General features: G+C 42.5%; 13 protein-coding genes. 2 read left to right on the top strand and 11 right to left on the bottom strand.

Going from position 1 to position 16,668, the window contains the following annotated elements; all coding sequences use genetic code 11:
- Window positions 1-103: 103 nt before the first annotated feature.
- From pflB to parE, 3 genes are all read right to left on the bottom strand, one after another.
- On the bottom strand, window positions 104-2,365 hold the full coding sequence (gene pflB / locus LFUMFP_RS05185) for a formate C-acetyltransferase (protein ID WP_025082604.1): 2,262 nt from the start codon (window positions 2,363-2,365) through the stop codon (window positions 104-106).
- Window positions 2,366-2,648: 283 nt separating this feature from the next.
- A complete protein-coding gene (parC, locus tag LFUMFP_RS05180) occupies window positions 2,649-5,105 on the bottom strand; it encodes a DNA topoisomerase IV subunit A (RefSeq protein WP_025082605.1) in 2,457 nt (818 codons plus the stop codon).
- Between the two features lie 17 nt (window positions 5,106-5,122).
- On the bottom strand, window positions 5,123-7,132 hold the full coding sequence (parE, locus tag LFUMFP_RS05175) for a DNA topoisomerase IV subunit B (protein WP_025082606.1): 2,010 nt from the start codon (window positions 7,130-7,132) through the stop codon (window positions 5,123-5,125).
- A 201-nt stretch (window positions 7,133-7,333) separates the two neighbouring features.
- On the opposite strand from parE, the gene plsY reads away from it, so the two are divergent.
- On the top strand, window positions 7,334-7,960 hold the full coding sequence (gene plsY / locus LFUMFP_RS05170) for a glycerol-3-phosphate 1-O-acyltransferase PlsY (protein WP_025082607.1): 627 nt from the start codon (window positions 7,334-7,336) through the stop codon (window positions 7,958-7,960).
- Between the two features lie 8 nt (window positions 7,961-7,968).
- Here the strand turns inward: plsY and LFUMFP_RS05165 are convergent, their stop codons facing one another.
- Together LFUMFP_RS05165 and LFUMFP_RS05160 are read right to left on the bottom strand one after the other, a co-directional pair.
- Window positions 7,969-8,748, bottom strand: coding sequence for an ABC transporter permease (locus LFUMFP_RS05165; protein ID WP_106483201.1), 780 nt, complete (start codon window positions 8,746-8,748; stop codon window positions 7,969-7,971).
- Complete coding sequence (locus LFUMFP_RS05160) at window positions 8,732-9,391, bottom strand: ABC transporter ATP-binding protein (RefSeq protein WP_106483200.1); 660 nt, start codon at window positions 9,389-9,391, stop codon at window positions 8,732-8,734. The genes LFUMFP_RS05165 and LFUMFP_RS05160 overlap by 17 nt, the downstream gene beginning before the upstream one ends.
- A 150-nt stretch (window positions 9,392-9,541) precedes the next feature.
- Between LFUMFP_RS05160 and thiD the strand changes: the two genes are divergently transcribed.
- Entirely contained in the window at window positions 9,542-10,342 is an 801-nt protein-coding gene (gene thiD / locus LFUMFP_RS05155; protein WP_106483199.1) for a bifunctional hydroxymethylpyrimidine kinase/phosphomethylpyrimidine kinase, read from the top strand.
- 303 nt (window positions 10,343-10,645) lie between these two features.
- Here thiD and LFUMFP_RS05150 read toward each other — a convergent pair whose 3' ends face one another.
- The 6 genes from LFUMFP_RS05150 to msrB form a co-directional block, all read right to left on the bottom strand.
- The gene (locus LFUMFP_RS05150; protein ID WP_106483198.1) at window positions 10,646-12,499 is read right to left on the bottom strand and encodes a DUF2207 domain-containing protein; all 1,854 of its coding nucleotides are present in this window, start codon (window positions 12,497-12,499) and stop codon (window positions 10,646-10,648) included.
- Window positions 12,496-13,398, bottom strand: coding sequence for a deoxyribonuclease IV (locus LFUMFP_RS05145; RefSeq protein WP_106483197.1), 903 nt, complete (start codon window positions 13,396-13,398; stop codon window positions 12,496-12,498). Before LFUMFP_RS05145 ends, LFUMFP_RS05150 begins: the two co-directional genes overlap by 4 nt.
- Window positions 13,399-13,529: 131 nt before the next feature.
- Window positions 13,530-14,111, bottom strand: coding sequence for a tyrosine-type recombinase/integrase (locus LFUMFP_RS05140; RefSeq protein ID WP_106483196.1), 582 nt, complete (start codon window positions 14,109-14,111; stop codon window positions 13,530-13,532).
- 339 nt (window positions 14,112-14,450) lie between these two features.
- A complete protein-coding gene (locus LFUMFP_RS05135) occupies window positions 14,451-15,290 on the bottom strand; it encodes a YitT family protein (protein WP_199190598.1) in 840 nt (279 codons plus the stop codon).
- Window positions 15,291-15,398: 108 nt separating this feature from the next.
- Window positions 15,399-15,917 carry a peptide-methionine (S)-S-oxide reductase MsrA gene (msrA, locus tag LFUMFP_RS05130; protein WP_106483593.1) on the bottom strand — a complete coding sequence of 173 codons (519 nt, stop codon included), beginning with the start codon at window positions 15,915-15,917 and terminating at the stop codon, window positions 15,399-15,401.
- Complete coding sequence (msrB, locus tag LFUMFP_RS05125; RefSeq protein ID WP_106483194.1) at window positions 15,917-16,348, bottom strand: peptide-methionine (R)-S-oxide reductase MsrB; 432 nt, start codon at window positions 16,346-16,348, stop codon at window positions 15,917-15,919. The genes msrA and msrB overlap by 1 nt, the downstream gene beginning before the upstream one ends.
- Between the last annotated feature and the right edge of the window lie 320 nt (window positions 16,349-16,668).

Here is a 16,668-nt window from a genome sequence, read left to right as displayed (position 1 = left end):
TCTTAAATAAAGCACACTTCCTAGTAAAACGGTCAATCGTAATTGGCCGCTTTACAAGAAAGGGGGATAAGCATGGCGCTTATCCCCCTGCCCGTATTAATCTTTACATTTCATCAAAGAAAGTTCTTGAAATGACATCGTCTTGTTGTTCCTTCGTTAAATCAGCGAAGTAGACACAGTAGCCAGAAACCCGAACCGTTAATGTTGGGTATTCTTCTGGATGTTTTTGAGCGTCCATCAATGTTTGTTTATTGAAGACGTTGATGTTCAAATGCATCCCTTGGTTCGTCATATAACCATCAACCATGTTGACCAAAGCATCTTTACGCGCGTTGTCATCATGACCTAATGTGTTAGGTGTCACACCGAATGTATTTGAAATCCCATCAGTTGCGTAACGATAAGGAATCTTGGCAGTTGATAATAATGATGCCAAAGCCCCGTTCTTTTCAGCACCGTATGCAGGGTTAGCACCAGGTGAGAATGGTTCGCCAGCTTGACGGCCATTAGGTGTTGTCCCGGTATTCTTACCATAGACAACGTTTGACGTAATTGTCAAGACAGAAGTTGATAATTTAGAACCACGATATAAATGATGTGTGTTCATCTTGTTGTAGAATGTCTTCACTAACCATTTAGCGATATCATCAGCACGATCATCATTGTTACCATAACGTGGGTAGTCAGGGTTTTGTGCTTCGAAATCAATCGCCATGCCATCTTCGTCACGAATGACTTTAACTTGACCATATTTAATTGCTGAGATTGAATCAACGGCGTGTGATAAGCCAGAAATCCCAGTCGCAAATGTGCGATCTAAACGACTATTCTTCAAAGCAAGTTGTGCTGATTCATAATAGTATTTGTCATGCATGTAGTGAATTGTATTTAAAGTATTGACATAGATATCAGCTAACCAATCTAACATCTTATCGTATTTACCCATGAATTCTTTGTAATCAATAATGTCACTTGAAATTGGTTCGTAAGCTGGGCCAACTTGTTTCTTAGCTAATTCATCAACCCCACCATTGATGGCGTATAGAATTGTTTTAGCCAAGTTAGCACGAGCGCCGAAGTATTGAACACCGGTTGCAATTGGTTGTGCAGAAACACAACAAGCAATCCCGTAATAATCAGTACCCCATTGGTTACGCATTAAGTCGTCATTTTCATATTGAATCGTTGAGCTCTTGATTGAGACTTCAGTGGCATAACGTTTGAAACCTTCTGGTAAGCGATCTGACCAAAGTAACGTGATGTTTGGTTCTGGTGCAGCGCCCATGTTTTCAAGGGTCTTCAAAACACGGAAAGCAGTCTTAGTGACGTGGTGACGACCATCCATCCCAATCCCACACATTGATAAGGTTGCCCAAATTGGATCACCTGAGAATAATGAATTGTAATCTTCAGTTCTGATAAAGCGAACCATCCGTAATTTCATAACGAAATGATCAACCATTTCTTGCGCTTGTTCTTCAGTAATCAAACCGCGATCTAAATCACGTTGGATGAAGATATCCATCGTCGTATCAATCCGGCCAACTGACATAGCAGCACCATTTTGAGTCTTGATAGCTGCTAAGTAACCAAAGTAAATCCATTGGATGGCTTCTTGTGCATTTTGCGCTGGTTTAGAAATATCAAAACCGTAGCTAGCAGCCATCTTCTTCATATCTTGTAACGCACGATATTGTTCATTGATTTCTTCACGTAATTGAATCACATCATCGGTCATTTCGCCGTCGCCAATATTATCAAAATCGCTGAATTTTTCAGCAGCTAAGCGATCAATCCCGTAAACAGCAATCCGTGGTAAATCAGGAATAATCCGGCCACGAGCATAAGCATCAGGAAGACCAGTGATAATTTTAAAATGACGTGCTTTACGCATATCAGGTGTGTAAGCATCGAAAACCCCTTGGTTATGAGTTTTACGGTATTCAGTAAAAATCTTGTGTTGTGTTGGATCAACTTTGTAGCCGTATGCTTCGAGCGCATCTTCGGCCATCCGAATCCCACCAAATGGCATGAACGCACGTTTAAGTGGTGCATCAGTTTGTAAACCAACAATCTTTTCAAGATCTTTGTTTAAATAACCAGGGCCATGTGAAATAACCGTTGCAGGAATGTCGTTGTCAGCATCTAAAACGCCACCAGCTTCACGTTCTTTTTTCTTCAAGTCCATTAATTGGTCATTCAATGTTGTTGTTGCATCAGTTGGACCCGCTAAGAAACTTTCGTCCCCTTCATATTGGGTATAGTTATGTTGGATAAAGTCGCGAATGTCGATTTCTTCTTGCCAGTCGCCTTTGTTAAATCCATCCCAAAATTCTTTTAAATTGATTTCTTCAGTTTTTGCCATTAGGATTGCCTCCGTTAATTGAATTCGTTTATAACAGTTTTTACAAATATAGTATAACACGTCACAAAGTTTTTGCAAGCCCTTTCTTTTATAAAATTTTATAGGCATCGTCTTCGGACTATAACACTAATGTATCAACCTTTTAGTGAAAGGACAATCGCGCTTGTCCTGAAATTAGATTGTGCAAAATATAGTTATCTGTTATGATACAGTTTCGATTTATACGGTATTTTTATATAACAGAAAAAAGCCACCCGACAAGGATGGCTTTTTTCAATCGTGCTTAATCTTGATCATTCGTTTCCGGCATAACCGTCAAAATAAATTCAGGTGTTCCGACTTCATCAATATCAAAAATAAAGCTCCCGTTAGAATAACGATCACCTGTGACATGCGTCTGCGGATTAATCGTGATTAACTGTTGATCAGTTTGAATTAACAATTCAGCTCCCGGTGTAACCAGACTCATCGCTACCACTCGGTGTGGATCGCGTTTCAATTCACGCAATATCAGCACGCCACGACGCGCGCGACTAGTTAAGGTAACTTCACTCAGCATCATCCGTTTGAAGGCACCACGTTGCGTTAAAATCGCAACTGAGGCTTGTTTACGGTCTGGATTGAATAACGTAAAGTTAGCAACGAAATCATCTGGTTTAAGATCCATCAGTTTAACACCGCTAGCTTTAGCTCCCGATACGGAGACTTCAGCCAATTCAAAGCTCAAGCCATAACCATGGTAGCTCGCACTAAAGACGGCCGTCTGAGACTCATCGTTGGCAGCCACCCAATAAACGTTCGTGACTTTAGCGTCCGCGTGTAACTTGATACAATCTTGGGCTTTAGAACGATACGTCCGACTCGGTAACAAATCAGCAAATTCGGTTTGTTTAATGTACCCATCGGTCGAGCCAATGACGAAATGACCCGCATGTTCGTTTTGGTCAAAAGCAAAGGCGGCAATAATCGCTTCATCAGCCGCTAAACCGATTGATTGCGAAATATGTTCACCCATGTCTTTCCATTTCAAGTCCGCAATTTCGTGAACGGGCCGTTGGATTAAATGACCATAGTTGGTAAAGAGCATCAATTGATCTAGGGTTTGGAGTGGCTTTTGTAAAATAGCAAAGTCGCCGTCTTTCAAACCACTATTCCCATCCGAAGCTTGATACGAGCGTAAACTACTCCGTTTAAGATAGCCATCATGACTGATTGAGACCATGACGGTTTCATCAATAACGGTGACGCTCGTATCAATTTCAAGCGTTTCAATTTCAGCTTCAATGGCTGTTAGTCGATCGTTACGATAGGCCTTAACCACTGAGCGCAATTCAGTCTTAACAACTCGAGCTAACGCCTTTGGATCACTTAAAATCGCGTGATAGGATTCAATGGCTGCAGTTAAATCAGCCGATTCGGCCTCAAGTGCCGTGACGTCGGTATTGGTTAATCGATACAGTTGTAAGGAAACAATCGCTTCGGCTTGGGCTTCAGAAAAATCAAACTGGGCCACCAAATGATCTTTGGCGTCTTTTTTATTTTTACTGCTCCGAATCGCCGCAATCACTTGATCCAAAATCGACAAAGCTTTGATTAAACCAGCAACGATGTGTTGCCGATCCAAGGCTTTTTGCAAACTATACTTCGTTCGGCGGGTAACGACGTCTTCTTGATGATCCAAATAGGCGTGTAGAATCTCCAATAACCCGACTTGCTTAGGTTGCATCTGTGAAATAGCGACCATGTTAAAGTTATATGTGATTTGTAAATCAGTATTCTTGAAGAGATAATTCAAAATCCCTTGGCTATCCGCTTGTTTCTTAAGTTCAATGACGACGGAAAGCCCCATTCGATCACTTTCATCCCGGACTTCAGAAATACCGTCGACTTTTTTAAGTACACGGAGTTCGTCAATCTTCTTAACCATTTGCGCTTTATTAACTTCATACGGAATTTCGCTAATGACGATTTGTTCCCGGTTACCGCGTAATTGTTGAATCGCGGTTTTAGAACGAACCGCAATCCGACCACGGCCGGTTTCGTAAGCCTTGCGAATCCCATCAACCCCTTGAATAATCCCGCCAGTGGGAAAATCAGGGCCCTTAACGAAGGTCATCATCTTGGTTAAGTCAGCGTTTGGATGATCGATTAAGTAAAGGAGTGCATCCGTGACTTCACCCAAGTTATGTGGTGGAATTTCCGTCGCATAACCGGCTGAAATCCCGGTCGCACCGTTAACCAATAAGTTCGGGAAACGGGCTGGTAAAACGGTTGGTTCTTCAGCGGTGTCATCAAAGTTTAAAACAAAATCGACAGTTTTTTTGTCGATATCCTTCAACATCTCACTCGCAATCTTGCTTAACCGCGCTTCGGTATACCGCATCGCTGCTGGTGGATCGCCATCCATTGAACCATTATTACCATGCATTTCAATCAATGGTTCGCGTAACTTCCAGTTTTGACTTAAGCGGACCATCGCTTCATAAATCGAGCTATCACCATGCGGATGAAAATTACCCATGACGTTCCCGACCGATTTAGCGGATTTTCTAAAGCCTTTGTCATACGTATTGCCGTCAATCGACATCGCGTATAAAATCCGGCGTTGAACGGGTTTTAAACCATCGCGAATATCGGGTAAAGCCCGTTCTTGAATGATGTATTTTGAATAACGGCCAAAACGGTCGCCCATTACTTCTTCAAGCGTTAATTCTTGAATTTTTTGTGTGTCATTAGCCAAATTATTCACTCACTTTTCTATTCGTCTAATTGTTCAAACAAATCAATATTAGTTGGTTCAGTTGGTGTCGCTGCTGGGGTGTTAGTATTCTCTAAAATACTACCATCTTCGGTTAATGTAAATTTGACGTTTTCTTCAATCCATTTCCGCCGTGGTTCAACCTTATCCCCCATCAACGTGGTCACTCGTCGTTCAGCTAAGGACGCATCATCAATCCGCACTCGAATTAACGTCCGAGTCGCCGGATCCATCGTTGTGTCCCATAACTGGTCGGCGTTCATTTCACCTAACCCTTTGAAACGTTGTAAACTATAACCTTTACCCATACCCTTGGTTAATTTATCAAGTTCTTCATCGGTCCAAGCATATTCAATCTTGGTTTTAGCACCGGCCCCTTTTTGTAACTTGTACAGAGGGGGGAGGGCAATGTAAACTTTACCGGCTTCAATTAAAGGCCGCATATAGCGATAGAAGAAGGTCAACAATAGAATTTGAATATGCGCACCATCGGTATCGGCATCGGTCATAATAATAATTTTATCGTAATTACTATCTTCAACTTTGAATTCAGCGCCAACACCGGCCCCAATCGTATAAATCATCGTATTGATTTCGGCGTTCTTGAGAATTTCTGGTAACTTCGCTTTTTGGGTATTTAAAACTTTCCCCCGTAACGGTAGGATTGCTTGAAACTTCCGATCCCGGCCTTGTTTGGCAGAACCACCGGCAGAATCCCCTTCGACTAAATAGAGTTCATTTTTAGCCGCGTTTTTAGATTGTGCTGGGGTTAACTTACCCGATAATAACCCATCGGAAGCTTTCTTCTTCTTACCGTTCCGACTTTGTTCACGCGCTTTACGAGCCGCTTCACGCGCTTCGCGGGCTTTTAACGATTTACGGACCAAGGCTTGCGCAAATTCGCCGTTTTCTAACAAGAAAAAGCTCATTTGTTCATAAATCAAGCTATCAACGGCCGTTCGTGCTTGTGGTGAGCCCAGTTTTCCTTTAGTTTGGCCTTCGAATTGTAATAATTCTTCCGGAATCCGGACGGACAGGATGGCACTCAACCCTTCACGAACGTCGGAACCTTCCATGTTCTTATCCCGTTCTTTCAGCAGATTAACTTTGCGCGCATAATCATTAAACGCTTTCGTTAAACCAGCCTTCATCCCGGCTTCATGGGTCCCACCATCACTAGTGCGGACGTTATTGACAAAGGACATGATGTTTTCAGAATAGCCGTCGTTATATTGACCGGCAAATTCAACTTCGATGTCTTCTTTAGTGCCTTCAAAGTATAGCTTATTGCCAATCGTATCTTTGTCTTCATTCAGATAATCGACGAATGATTGAATGCCTTCCGGATAATGGAAAATCTCTTCTTTGGCCGGATCAACCCGTAAATCAGTTAACGTGATTTTAACGTCTTTTAATAAAAAGGCTGATTCCCGTAATCGTTCCGCTAACGTATTATAATTATAGGTGATTGATTGGAAAATGGTAGCATCGGGTTTAAAACTAATTAACGTGCCATCGGTTTCTTTGGTTTTCCCGACCTTTTGCAAGGTACCCACTGGATGGCCACCCTGTTCAAAGCGTTCTTCATAAGCTTGACCATCGCGCACAACGCGGACGGTTAACCATTCAGATAAGGCGTTGACGACACTCGCACCAACCCCATGAAGCCCCCCAGAAGTTTTGTAACTATTCTGGGTGAATTTACCACCGGCATGCAATACAGTTAAGATGACTTCAATCGTGGGAATCCCAGATTGATGCATCCCTGTTGGCATCCCACGACCATGATCGCGGACACTGATACTGTTGTCAGCGCCAATTGTGACGTTGATTTCAGCACCGAACCCCGCTAAGGCTTCATCGACCGCGTTATCGACGATTTCGTAGACCAAATGGTGCAAGCCACGACCATCAGTTGACCCAATATACATACCAGGTCGTTTGCGAACTGCTTCGAGTCCTTCTAAGACTTGAATCGAACTATCGTTATAATCTTGTTTTTTTGGCATTCAAGAATGACTCCTTCGTTTAAAAATAAACAGATAAGTTATATTATCAACAACTTTTAGTGATTTGACAATCCCTAATTTCAAATTGATTAAACATCCAAATGTATGTTCGTAGCAATCTATTCTAACATACAATATTCACTTTCCTTTGTCAAAATGATAGAATGAATAAAACAAATCGGTTTATTAGGAGTTTTTTATATGAAATTAGGTCTTATCTTTATCTTAGCTTATTTAATCGGTGCCTTTCCATCCGGGGTGATTATTGGCCGGGTTTTCTGTCATAAAGATCCGCGCGATGCTGGCAGTCATAATATTGGGACCACCAATTCCTACCGGGTTTTAGGCCCAATCGCCGGGACAGTCGTCTTATGTTTAGATATTTTAAAGGGGACGTTGGCCGCTAGCTTGCCAATCATCTTTAATTTACACAGTCATTCGTTAATTCTGATTGTCGGGATGGCGGCGGTCTTCGGTCACGCCTACTCTATTTTTATTAAATTCAAGGGGGGCAAGGCGGTCGCAACAAGTGCCGGGATTCTACTCGCGTATAACCCACCCTTCTTCCTAATTGCGAGTGCCATTTTTGTGAGTTTGATTTTAATCACGAGTATGGTCAGTATCGCGAGTATGCTAGGCATTACCTTAGTGACCATCATTGCCTTTACGTATTATCAAGATCCGCTATTAGAAGTGATTACCGTGATTGTTTTACTCTTCTTCTTCTACCGACACCGTGAAAATATTCAACGGATTAGAAAAGGAACTGAAAATTTAGTCCCCTTTGGTCTCTATTATTGGTTCAAAAATAAAAGCAAAAAAGATTAGGCGTTGGCCTAATCTTTTTTATTTGTCGTCATATCAATCAATTGTTGTTGCTGATTGTAGAATGAATGGTAGGCTAAGTAACAAGCAATCACGGAACCTAAACTCGTCGCCGATAACAACATAAACGTCACTAAAATTTGGTACATAATTGCTTTGACTGGATCAATCCCCGCAAAAATCAAACCGGACATCATCCCCGGTAGACTGACCAATCCGACGGTTTTAGCCGAATCAATCGTCGGGGCCATCCCCGTTTTAATACTATTGCGGACAATCGCAATCGAAGCTTGCTTCAAAGTAGCCCCCAACGCTAACCGTTCTAAAACGGCTTGGCGTTGATCCTTGAAACTGGTCAACATACTCCGATAGCTGAGCCCAATCGCGACCATCGAATTCGAAGCAATCATCCCCGTAATTGGAATGATTTGCGCCGGCATAAACTTAATCGCCCCAGATAACACAAGTAGCCCCAACGTCACCCCAGTACTCGTCATAATGGCCATTAGCGAAATATAACCCGCATTGCGTAACCCAGCCGCTCTTTTACGCGCATTCAACGCGGCGTTGCCGATAATAATCAACATCATGATTAACGTCAGCCAAACATGATCGATGTGAAAAATAAATTTTAATAAGTAACCAACCACGAATAATTGAATCACGGCCCGAATGACACTGAAAACAAGGTCTTTTTCTAAACCAATCTTTTCATGAAAACTGATGATTAACGCGACAAAAACTAAGGAGATCGCAAAAGTTAACGATAACGGATTAACGGCTAGATTCATGAGTAGTTGCCCATTGGCCAGCAACCATGGTTAACTGGCGGCCCTTTCGTTGTAATTCTTGTTGATCATGGGTGACACTGATGACGGTCACCCCTTCAATTTCGTTATAATCAGTGATTAATTGATCAACAATCGCTTTATTAGCGGCGTCTAACCCAGTGGTGACTTCATCGAGTAACAAAACTTCCGGTTTGAATAATAAATTGCGAATTAAAGCCACGCGCTGTTTTTCACCGCCAGAAAGGGCGGTCACCTGCTTGGTTAAATAAAGGGCGGTCAAACCAACTTGCTGTAACCGTTCTAAAATTAAATCATGGTCAACTGGTAATTGGCGAATCTCGAACGGAAAATTCAGATTATCAGCCACCGTTTCCCCGAATAAAGTCGGCTGTTGAAAACAATAAGAAACCCGCTTGCGGTATTCGCTAGGTGCGATGGTCTCAATTTGAGAATCATCTAATTGAATCGTGCCACTCGTCGGTGTTAATAAACTGGCGATTAACTTTAATAAAGTGCTTTTACCACTACCGGACGGCCCCGTCAGCGTGACGTATTCGCCCGATGCTACCATTAAATCAAGCGACTTTAAAATCGGTTGCTGATTGACGGTATAACTGACGTCGTTAATGCATAGTTGTCCCATAACTTCCTCCAGATAATAATTATTATAATCTATATCGTTAGTATACCCGAAACTAGCATAATTAGGTTAAATAATGTTTGTGATTTAGCAATAAACGCTTATACTTTAAAGTATGTTCCTTAAGTCGTTAAAAAGAGAGAGGTCGCGCTAATGCTAAATGATTTTCCCCAAGTAATGACCATCGCTGGTTCCGATTCCGACGGGAGTGCCGGTGCTCAAGCCGATTTAAACACTTTTTTAGCTCGTCACGTTTATGGGATGAGTGTTTTAACCGCCTGTGTGGCTGGTAATTCATACGGGATTCACGCCAGTCATTCTTTACCGAATGCGTTTATCGATACTGAATTCCAAGCGATTGCGGATGATTTTAAAGTTCGGGCTTGTAAGACTGGGATGTTAGATGATGCCGCGATTATTGAGACGGTCGTCGCTAACTTAAAACAGTATGATTTCGGACCGTTAGTGCTAGATCCGGTGATTGTCACGAAACACGGTGCCCTATTACTCGAAGATGCTGCGTTTGAGACTTTAAAAGCCCAATTAATCCCGTTAGCGACCGTCATTACACCCAACTTCTATGAAGCTCAAAAATTAACCAATCTCACGATTGAAACCCCTTCCGACTACCAATTAGCCGCTGATCAATTGATGGCGATGGGCGCTAAAAACGTCATGATTAAAGGCCAACACACTGAAAACCAAACGATAATTAGTGATTACGTCCAATTAGCGGACGGTCAACAGTTCTGGTTAACCGAAGATTATATTCAAACGACCCATATTAACGGAACCGGTGATTCCCTTTCAGCTTGCATTTGTGCCGGAATCGCTAAAGGGGCTTCGGTGGAAGCCGCCATCCGAACCGCAAAAAAATTCGTTTATACGGCGATTGCTAATCCAATTGCCGTTGGTCACCGTTTCGGACCGATTAACCATCACGCCAATTTTTAAGCAGTCACACCAAAAAAGCTGATTATCCTGACAATTCGGGATAATCAGCTTTTTTTTAACTTGATAGGCAATTATAACGTGCTTAGTGACGTTCCATAAACAAGTCCATAAACCGGACTTATTCACGAAACTAGGCTAATGCTCAGAATCAAACCGTGGGTGTGGACACTTCTATTTTTAACGTGCTTTTGAGTTGCAACAACCTCCGCTTAACCTAAAATCACCAATTATCTTAAGTTCAAGATAACTGGTGATTTTTGTTAATGCTCAGTTGCTACCCGCAACTCAACACACTTACTCAATTTAGAATGTGCCACCGCCAGAACCGCCACCGAAGCCACCTGATGATCCGCCGGAGAACCCGCCGGACCCACCTGAGGCACTAGTAGCGTTAGCAACACTGAAAGCCGTACTAAAACTATGATCGAGGGCTTGATTGAACGACTGACCCATATTGACGCCATAGAAGCCACCATAATAATAACCAAGTGGCATGGTCGCAATGACTTCAGTACTGAATTGGACTTTTAACGCTTTAATCACACGATCAGCCACACCAAAAGCAGTCGCATAACTGAGATAACGATCCCACAAAATGACGTCCGTCACCGCCGCCATATCAAGACTCGTAATATCCTTGAGCATTTGCTTGAACCCTAACCATTCATAGCGCTTTTGATCGCCAATTGTCGACCAGAGCTTCAGATGTTTGAGTTGCCAAGCACAATAACCAACTAGTATAACGCTACTAAGGATAGTCCAAGGTAACAGCAAACCAATTAACGAACCACCAATGCTCGCCACTAATAAAACAACACTAACGACTAACCAGCCCGTGACATACGTCACTGTTGATTGCGCTTTGGCCAGTAGCCAACCTGTTTGGACCGCTTCTTCTTGGACAGCCGTTTGCCAAGCTTTGTACGCTTTCAAAAAGCGTTCTTGGTTATGTTTCTTAGGATAGGCCTCAACTTGTTCCAACGTGACTTGGCCTTGATCACCAATGATGTCAAATAACCAATGCACGAGTGACTGTTCTGATTGCGTTAGTTGTGTTTGATCAATCAACTGTATTTGATAGGTCACTTTATTTTTATGAAACAGACCCGTCGTTGCGGGAACTTCTTTAATCGCCAAGTGACGCCGCGCGACTAAATCTAAAATTGTCGCTGATAAACTATCGGTTTTGGTGTCTTTAGGTCCTGGATAATTCAATAAATATTGAACGACAGCGGGGCCGTTTTCATCCGGCAATTCATAAACATGCTCGGGATGATTGGTACTGTATGATTGTTTCGGTAACGACTTTTTGACGTGCCGCGCAATCAACCAGATGCCAATTGGGGCAATCACAACCAGTATCACCGAAAGAATCACAACCATTTTGCGTTGCATTTTGCGTTGTCGATTCGCTTTTTCGGCTAAGGCCTTTTCAGCTTTCAAAATCGCCGCCCGTTTATTTTGATCAATCCGATTCGGATTAGTCGCCGTAACACGCGTTGGGAAAATCAGATGACTTTCCAACATTTGATTGGCCGGGTTGCTATCTAGCATAATTTTAACCTGACCTTTAGCTGCATCAACAACTTGCTGGCCGGCTAAATCACCATGCGTCCATGATTTCAATTGATCTTTAGCCAACTTTTTAGGCAGTTGAATGGTGATTGCGACGTTGTCTAAATCGCTATCCCAACCAGTCCCAATCACCCGCCAATTCAGTTCGGCCGTATCGCGATAATTAATGATTAAATTGGTTAAACGGTATTTTAGAACCACGTTTAACGTATCGCCATCGGTCGCCGGTTGATAGAGTTTAAAACGATAAACCTGTTGATCATTGGTTAATTCGTATTGTCCCGCTTGATTGCCACCGGCCGTAAACGCTTGTTGATTGACGCTAATTTGCGGTTGTTCGAGCTGTTTTGTTTTGCCAGTTTTAGTGCTTAAATCCTGATTGATGTAAATCCCGTTAATATCGTCTTCAATCTTGAATCGAATCCGCTGTTCCACCTGCGCACTCCCATCCGATTGGACATTAACCTGGGTCTGGTATTGGTTAATCTTATAGGTATCAGCGGCTTGGACTGGTTTTATGCCGTTCGCGAGGAAGATAAATCCCAGTAAACTGAGCCAAGTAATCAATCGGCCGGTTTTCATAGCTGACCTTCATTAGCTTCGATTGTTGTCAATAAATCTGGATCGAATTGACCCGCTTTAAGCATCGCAATTTCATAAGCATAGGGTGCAAAATTATGTTTCTTATCCGCACCAACGTAGGGTGTTTCAAGAATCTTAGGCACGTTGGTTAATTGGGGATGGTGACAAATTGCATTTAAAGCGTCAAAGCCAATTTCACCAAAACCAATGTTAGCGTGCCGGTCTTTATGGGCACGCATTGGATTTTTAGAATCGTTTAGATGGACGACTTGTAAGCGGTCGAGACCGATAATCTGGTCAAATTGATTGAGCACCGTATCAAAATTATTTTTAACATCGTAGCCCGCATCATTGGTGTGACAAGTATCAAACGTCACCGATAGTTTTTCGTTATACGTGACACCGTCAATCATTTTGGCAATTTCGTCAAACGACCGCCCGACTTCGGTCCCCTTACCCGCCATCGTTTCTAACGCAATGTGCGCCGTCTGCTCTGGTCGGAGTACTTCGTTTAACCCTTTGATAATTTGTTGAATACCCGCGTCAGCACCTGCACCAACGTGAGCGCCCGGATGTAAGACGATTTGAGTTGCCCCAACGGCTTCAGCTCGCAAAACTTCTTGTTGCAAGAATTCAACGGCGAACTTAAAGTTCTCAGGTTTAATCGTGTTGCCTAAATTAATGATATAGGGCGCATGCACCACGATTGGGCCCAATTGGTGTTCAGTCATATACGCTTTCGCAGCGTCAATATTCAGTTCTTCAATCGGTTTCCGCCGGGTATTCTGAGGAGCGCCCGTATATATCATAAACGCATTAGCCCCAAATTGAGCGGCATCTTCGGCTGAACCGAGTAACATCGGTTTGCCTTTCATACTAACGTGACTTCCTAATAACATAATACAACCTCCATGAATTGCTTGATACTTTGATTGTCACAGATAGCGGTTTAAAATGCAAGATTTGACCTATAAAAAAGGGACTGATTTTAAAATAAAATCGGCCCCTTTTTGGATACTTTCCTATTAAATTACAAACCAATCAAGAGTTGTTGTTTCTTCTGCAGCACTTCATCTTGGGTAATCCCAATATAATGCAACGTAATTTCCTGTGAAGCGTGCCCAAAATCAATCATTAACGATCGCACGTCACCATATTTTTTGTAGAACCAATAACCATACGTTTTCCGCATTGTATGGGTCCCGATATCATGCCGACCTAATTGGTCCGCTGCGACGTTTAAAAAACGATAAACACCGTTACGCGTAATGTGATCATCACCGACGCGACTTGGAAATAACCAATCCGAATCAGCTAGTTCCGCTTGCTCCAGATAACTCATGATATAGGGCCGTAACGCCACCAAACTAATTTGCCGCCACTTACCCGTTTTCTTTTCACGAATTAACGGATTATCCTGTTTAACCGTTTCGACTTTAAGTTCAACAATGTCGGAACACCGTAAACCGGTATTGATGCCCACCAGAAATAATAACTGATTACGTGGGCCCATCGTCATGTGTCGTAAAATAACTTTCATATCTTCAATATCGTCATTTGTCCGTAAAGGTTGGACATTGATCGTATTGTGTTTTCGTCTTTTTTTAGCCATAATTCTCCTTGGTTTTAACGCACGCTTTTACTCATTATTATTATAAACCGTGCGGTGACTTTTTGCACGCCTTATAATCGTTGATTTAGCAGCTTTTTGAGCGCACGCTTTTATCCAAAAGCGTGCGCTCAGATTACTTAAATTCATTTCTGACAGAAGGTTGATGCACCGGCGTTGTTCAACACTGAATGCTGAGAGACGGATTTTAAGCCCGTTTCAGATTTAAATTTGATACCTTGTCAATTAACCCATCCATTCGTTAAATTAGTTAGCCCCACAAAACAGTGTCATTAAAAAAAGCCAACGCATCCGTTAAGATGAATTGACTGTTTAAATCGTTTATTTAATTTTAGCTTCGTAGAAATGACCCATAATTTTGACCGCCTCGGTAATACTGACGAAGGCGTGATCATCGGCCTTTTTCATGACGGCTTCTAAATCATGCATTTCAAACCGTGAGATGACCGTAAAGAGCATTGTTTTTTCTTCACGATTATACGCCCCTTCAACATCATGGACAATCGTAATCCCGCGACGCATTTCGTCTTGAATCATTTGAATCACGACTTTGGGATTATCGGTAATAATCATAACCTGCATCTTTTGTTGACGCGTATAAACCATGTCGATTACTTTACCATTAACAAAGATACTCAAGATACTGTAGAGGGCATGTTCCCACCCGAAGATGAAGCCAGCGGCGAAGACTAAAATCACATTAAAGATAATGTTTATCGTCCCCACCGAACGTCCGGTCTTCTTTCGCAGGACAATCCCAATAATATCGAGTCCACCGGTCGAAATATCATTTTTCAACGCCGTCCCAGTCCCGAAGCCGTTAATGACGCCCCCGAAAATCGCACAGATGATCGGATTAGTCGTTAATTGGGTCAATGGCATAATCTGAACCATAATACTGGAGAAGACGACGGCAATAAAAGTATAAATTGTAAAATGGTGCCCAATTTTAAACCACGCAATAATAAATAGTGGCACGTTTAGCAAGAAAATCATCAAAGACGTTGATAATGTAAACGGCATAAAACGCCCCGTTACCGTATGAATAAATTGCGCGAACCCGGTAATCCCCGAGGCGTAAACGCCACCTTCTTCCCAGAAAAAATTCAATGCAATTGAGACACAAATCCCGTATAAAATGGCCGCCGAAATCTTGGCCATATTTTGATGTTTCCGTGCTAGATCGTCCACTTAATAATCACCTATCATTCACTTTTGATGTCTACCATTCTAGCACATCATCAGTTAATACTAAAGGTTTTATTAGAATTAATCGGACCAATTCTCATGAATAAATTTTTTGCGTTGAATTTCACCTAATTCGGCTCTGAATGGGTTTTTCTGATAGAAATCTTGGTGATAGTCTTCCGCTGGATAAAACGGTTTGGCGGTTTCAATTTGAGTCACAATTGGCGCTTGAAAACGACCACTTTCGACTAAGGCTTTTCTAGACGCCGTCGCAATCGTTCGTTGGGCTTCTGAATTGACAAAGATGACCGGTCGATAGCTATCACCGCGATCTTGGAACTGACCCATCGCATCGGTAGGATCAGTCTGTCGCCAATAAATTTCGACTAAATCCGCATAAGTGATAACGGCCGAATCAAAAGTAATCTCAACGGCTTCAGTATGGCCCGTTTGGTGGGTACAGACTTGTTCATAGGTTGGATTGGGGACGTGGCCGCCAGTATAACCGGAAACGACTTTTAAAATCCCGGGTTGTTGGTCAAACGGCTGCACCATACACCAAAAACAACCTCCTGCGAAGATTGCGGTCTCGACTGCCATCATGCACGACCTCCTTCAAATAGCGATTGGTATTGGCCGAGACCAGCTTGTTCTAGCTCAGCCAACGGAACAAATTTTAAAGCGGCCGAATTAATGCAATAGCGTAACCCACCTTGTTCTTGGGGTCCATCGGTAAAAACATGGCCTAAATGGGACTTCGCTTGACGACTACGAACTTCAACGCGTTCCATGCCGAAGGATTGATCGCGTTTTTCAGCCAGCTTTTCAATCGGTTTCGTGAAAGACGGCCAACCACAGCCGGCATCGTATTTATCGAGTGAACTAAATAGCGGTTCATGGCTGACAACATCGACGTAGATGCCGGGTCGATCGAATTGATCATATTGCCCAGTAAACGGCGCTTCAGTCGCACCTTCTTGAGTGACTGCATATTGTTCTGGTGTTAATTGGTTTCTTAAGTCTTCTGGCATCACACAACACCCCTTTGTGTTCCTAATTATAACCATTCAGCGGTGAATTACGATTAATCTGCTCAAAAAAGGGCCAAGCTGTAACAGAAATTTCAGTAGCCTGATCTAAACGAACATTTCTCGTTAACACGCGTCTGAACTCATCAATTTCCGTTCAAATCAAAAAATCCGCTTATCCCTAAATTCAGGATAAGCGGATTTTTCAACTTGATAGGCAAGGATAACGTGTTTTTGAGTTGCAACAACCTCCGCTTAACCTAAAATTATCCAGTTATCTTAAAATCAAGATAACTAGATAATTTTCTGTTAATGCTCGATTG

Source organism: Latilactobacillus fuchuensis, from assembly GCF_900258455.1.
Lineage (GTDB): Bacteria > Bacillota > Bacilli > Lactobacillales > Lactobacillaceae > Latilactobacillus > Latilactobacillus fuchuensis.
This window is presented reverse-complemented; position numbering and strand designations above follow the sequence as displayed.

Coding starts and splice junctions, on each gene's coding strand:
- plsY (WP_025082607.1), top strand. CDS start 7,334: ATGAAATTAGGTCTTATCTTTATCTTAGCTTATTTAATCGGTGCCTTT.
- LFUMFP_RS05140 (WP_106483196.1), bottom strand. CDS start 14,111: ATGGCTAAAAAAAGACGAAAACACAATACGATCAATGTCCAACCTTTA.
- LFUMFP_RS05160 (WP_106483200.1), bottom strand. CDS start 9,391: ATGGGACAACTATGCATTAACGACGTCAGTTATACCGTCAATCAGCAA.
- msrB (WP_106483194.1), bottom strand. CDS start 16,348: ATGCCAGAAGACTTAAGAAACCAATTAACACCAGAACAATATGCAGTC.
- pflB (WP_025082604.1), bottom strand. CDS start 2,365: ATGGCAAAAACTGAAGAAATCAATTTAAAAGAATTTTGGGATGGATTT.
- msrA (WP_106483593.1), bottom strand. CDS start 15,917: ATGGCAGTCGAGACCGCAATCTTCGCAGGAGGTTGTTTTTGGTGTATG.
- LFUMFP_RS05145 (WP_106483197.1), bottom strand. CDS start 13,398: ATGTTATTAGGAAGTCACGTTAGTATGAAAGGCAAACCGATGTTACTC.
- LFUMFP_RS05135 (WP_199190598.1), bottom strand. CDS start 15,290: ATGGCCAAGATTTCGGCGGCCATTTTATACGGGATTTGTGTCTCAATT.
- LFUMFP_RS05150 (WP_106483198.1), bottom strand. CDS start 12,499: ATGAAAACCGGCCGATTGATTACTTGGCTCAGTTTACTGGGATTTATC.
- parE (WP_025082606.1), bottom strand. CDS start 7,132: ATGCCAAAAAAACAAGATTATAACGATAGTTCGATTCAAGTCTTAGAA.
- LFUMFP_RS05165 (WP_106483201.1), bottom strand. CDS start 8,748: ATGAATCTAGCCGTTAATCCGTTATCGTTAACTTTTGCGATCTCCTTA.
- thiD (WP_106483199.1), top strand. CDS start 9,542: ATGCTAAATGATTTTCCCCAAGTAATGACCATCGCTGGTTCCGATTCC.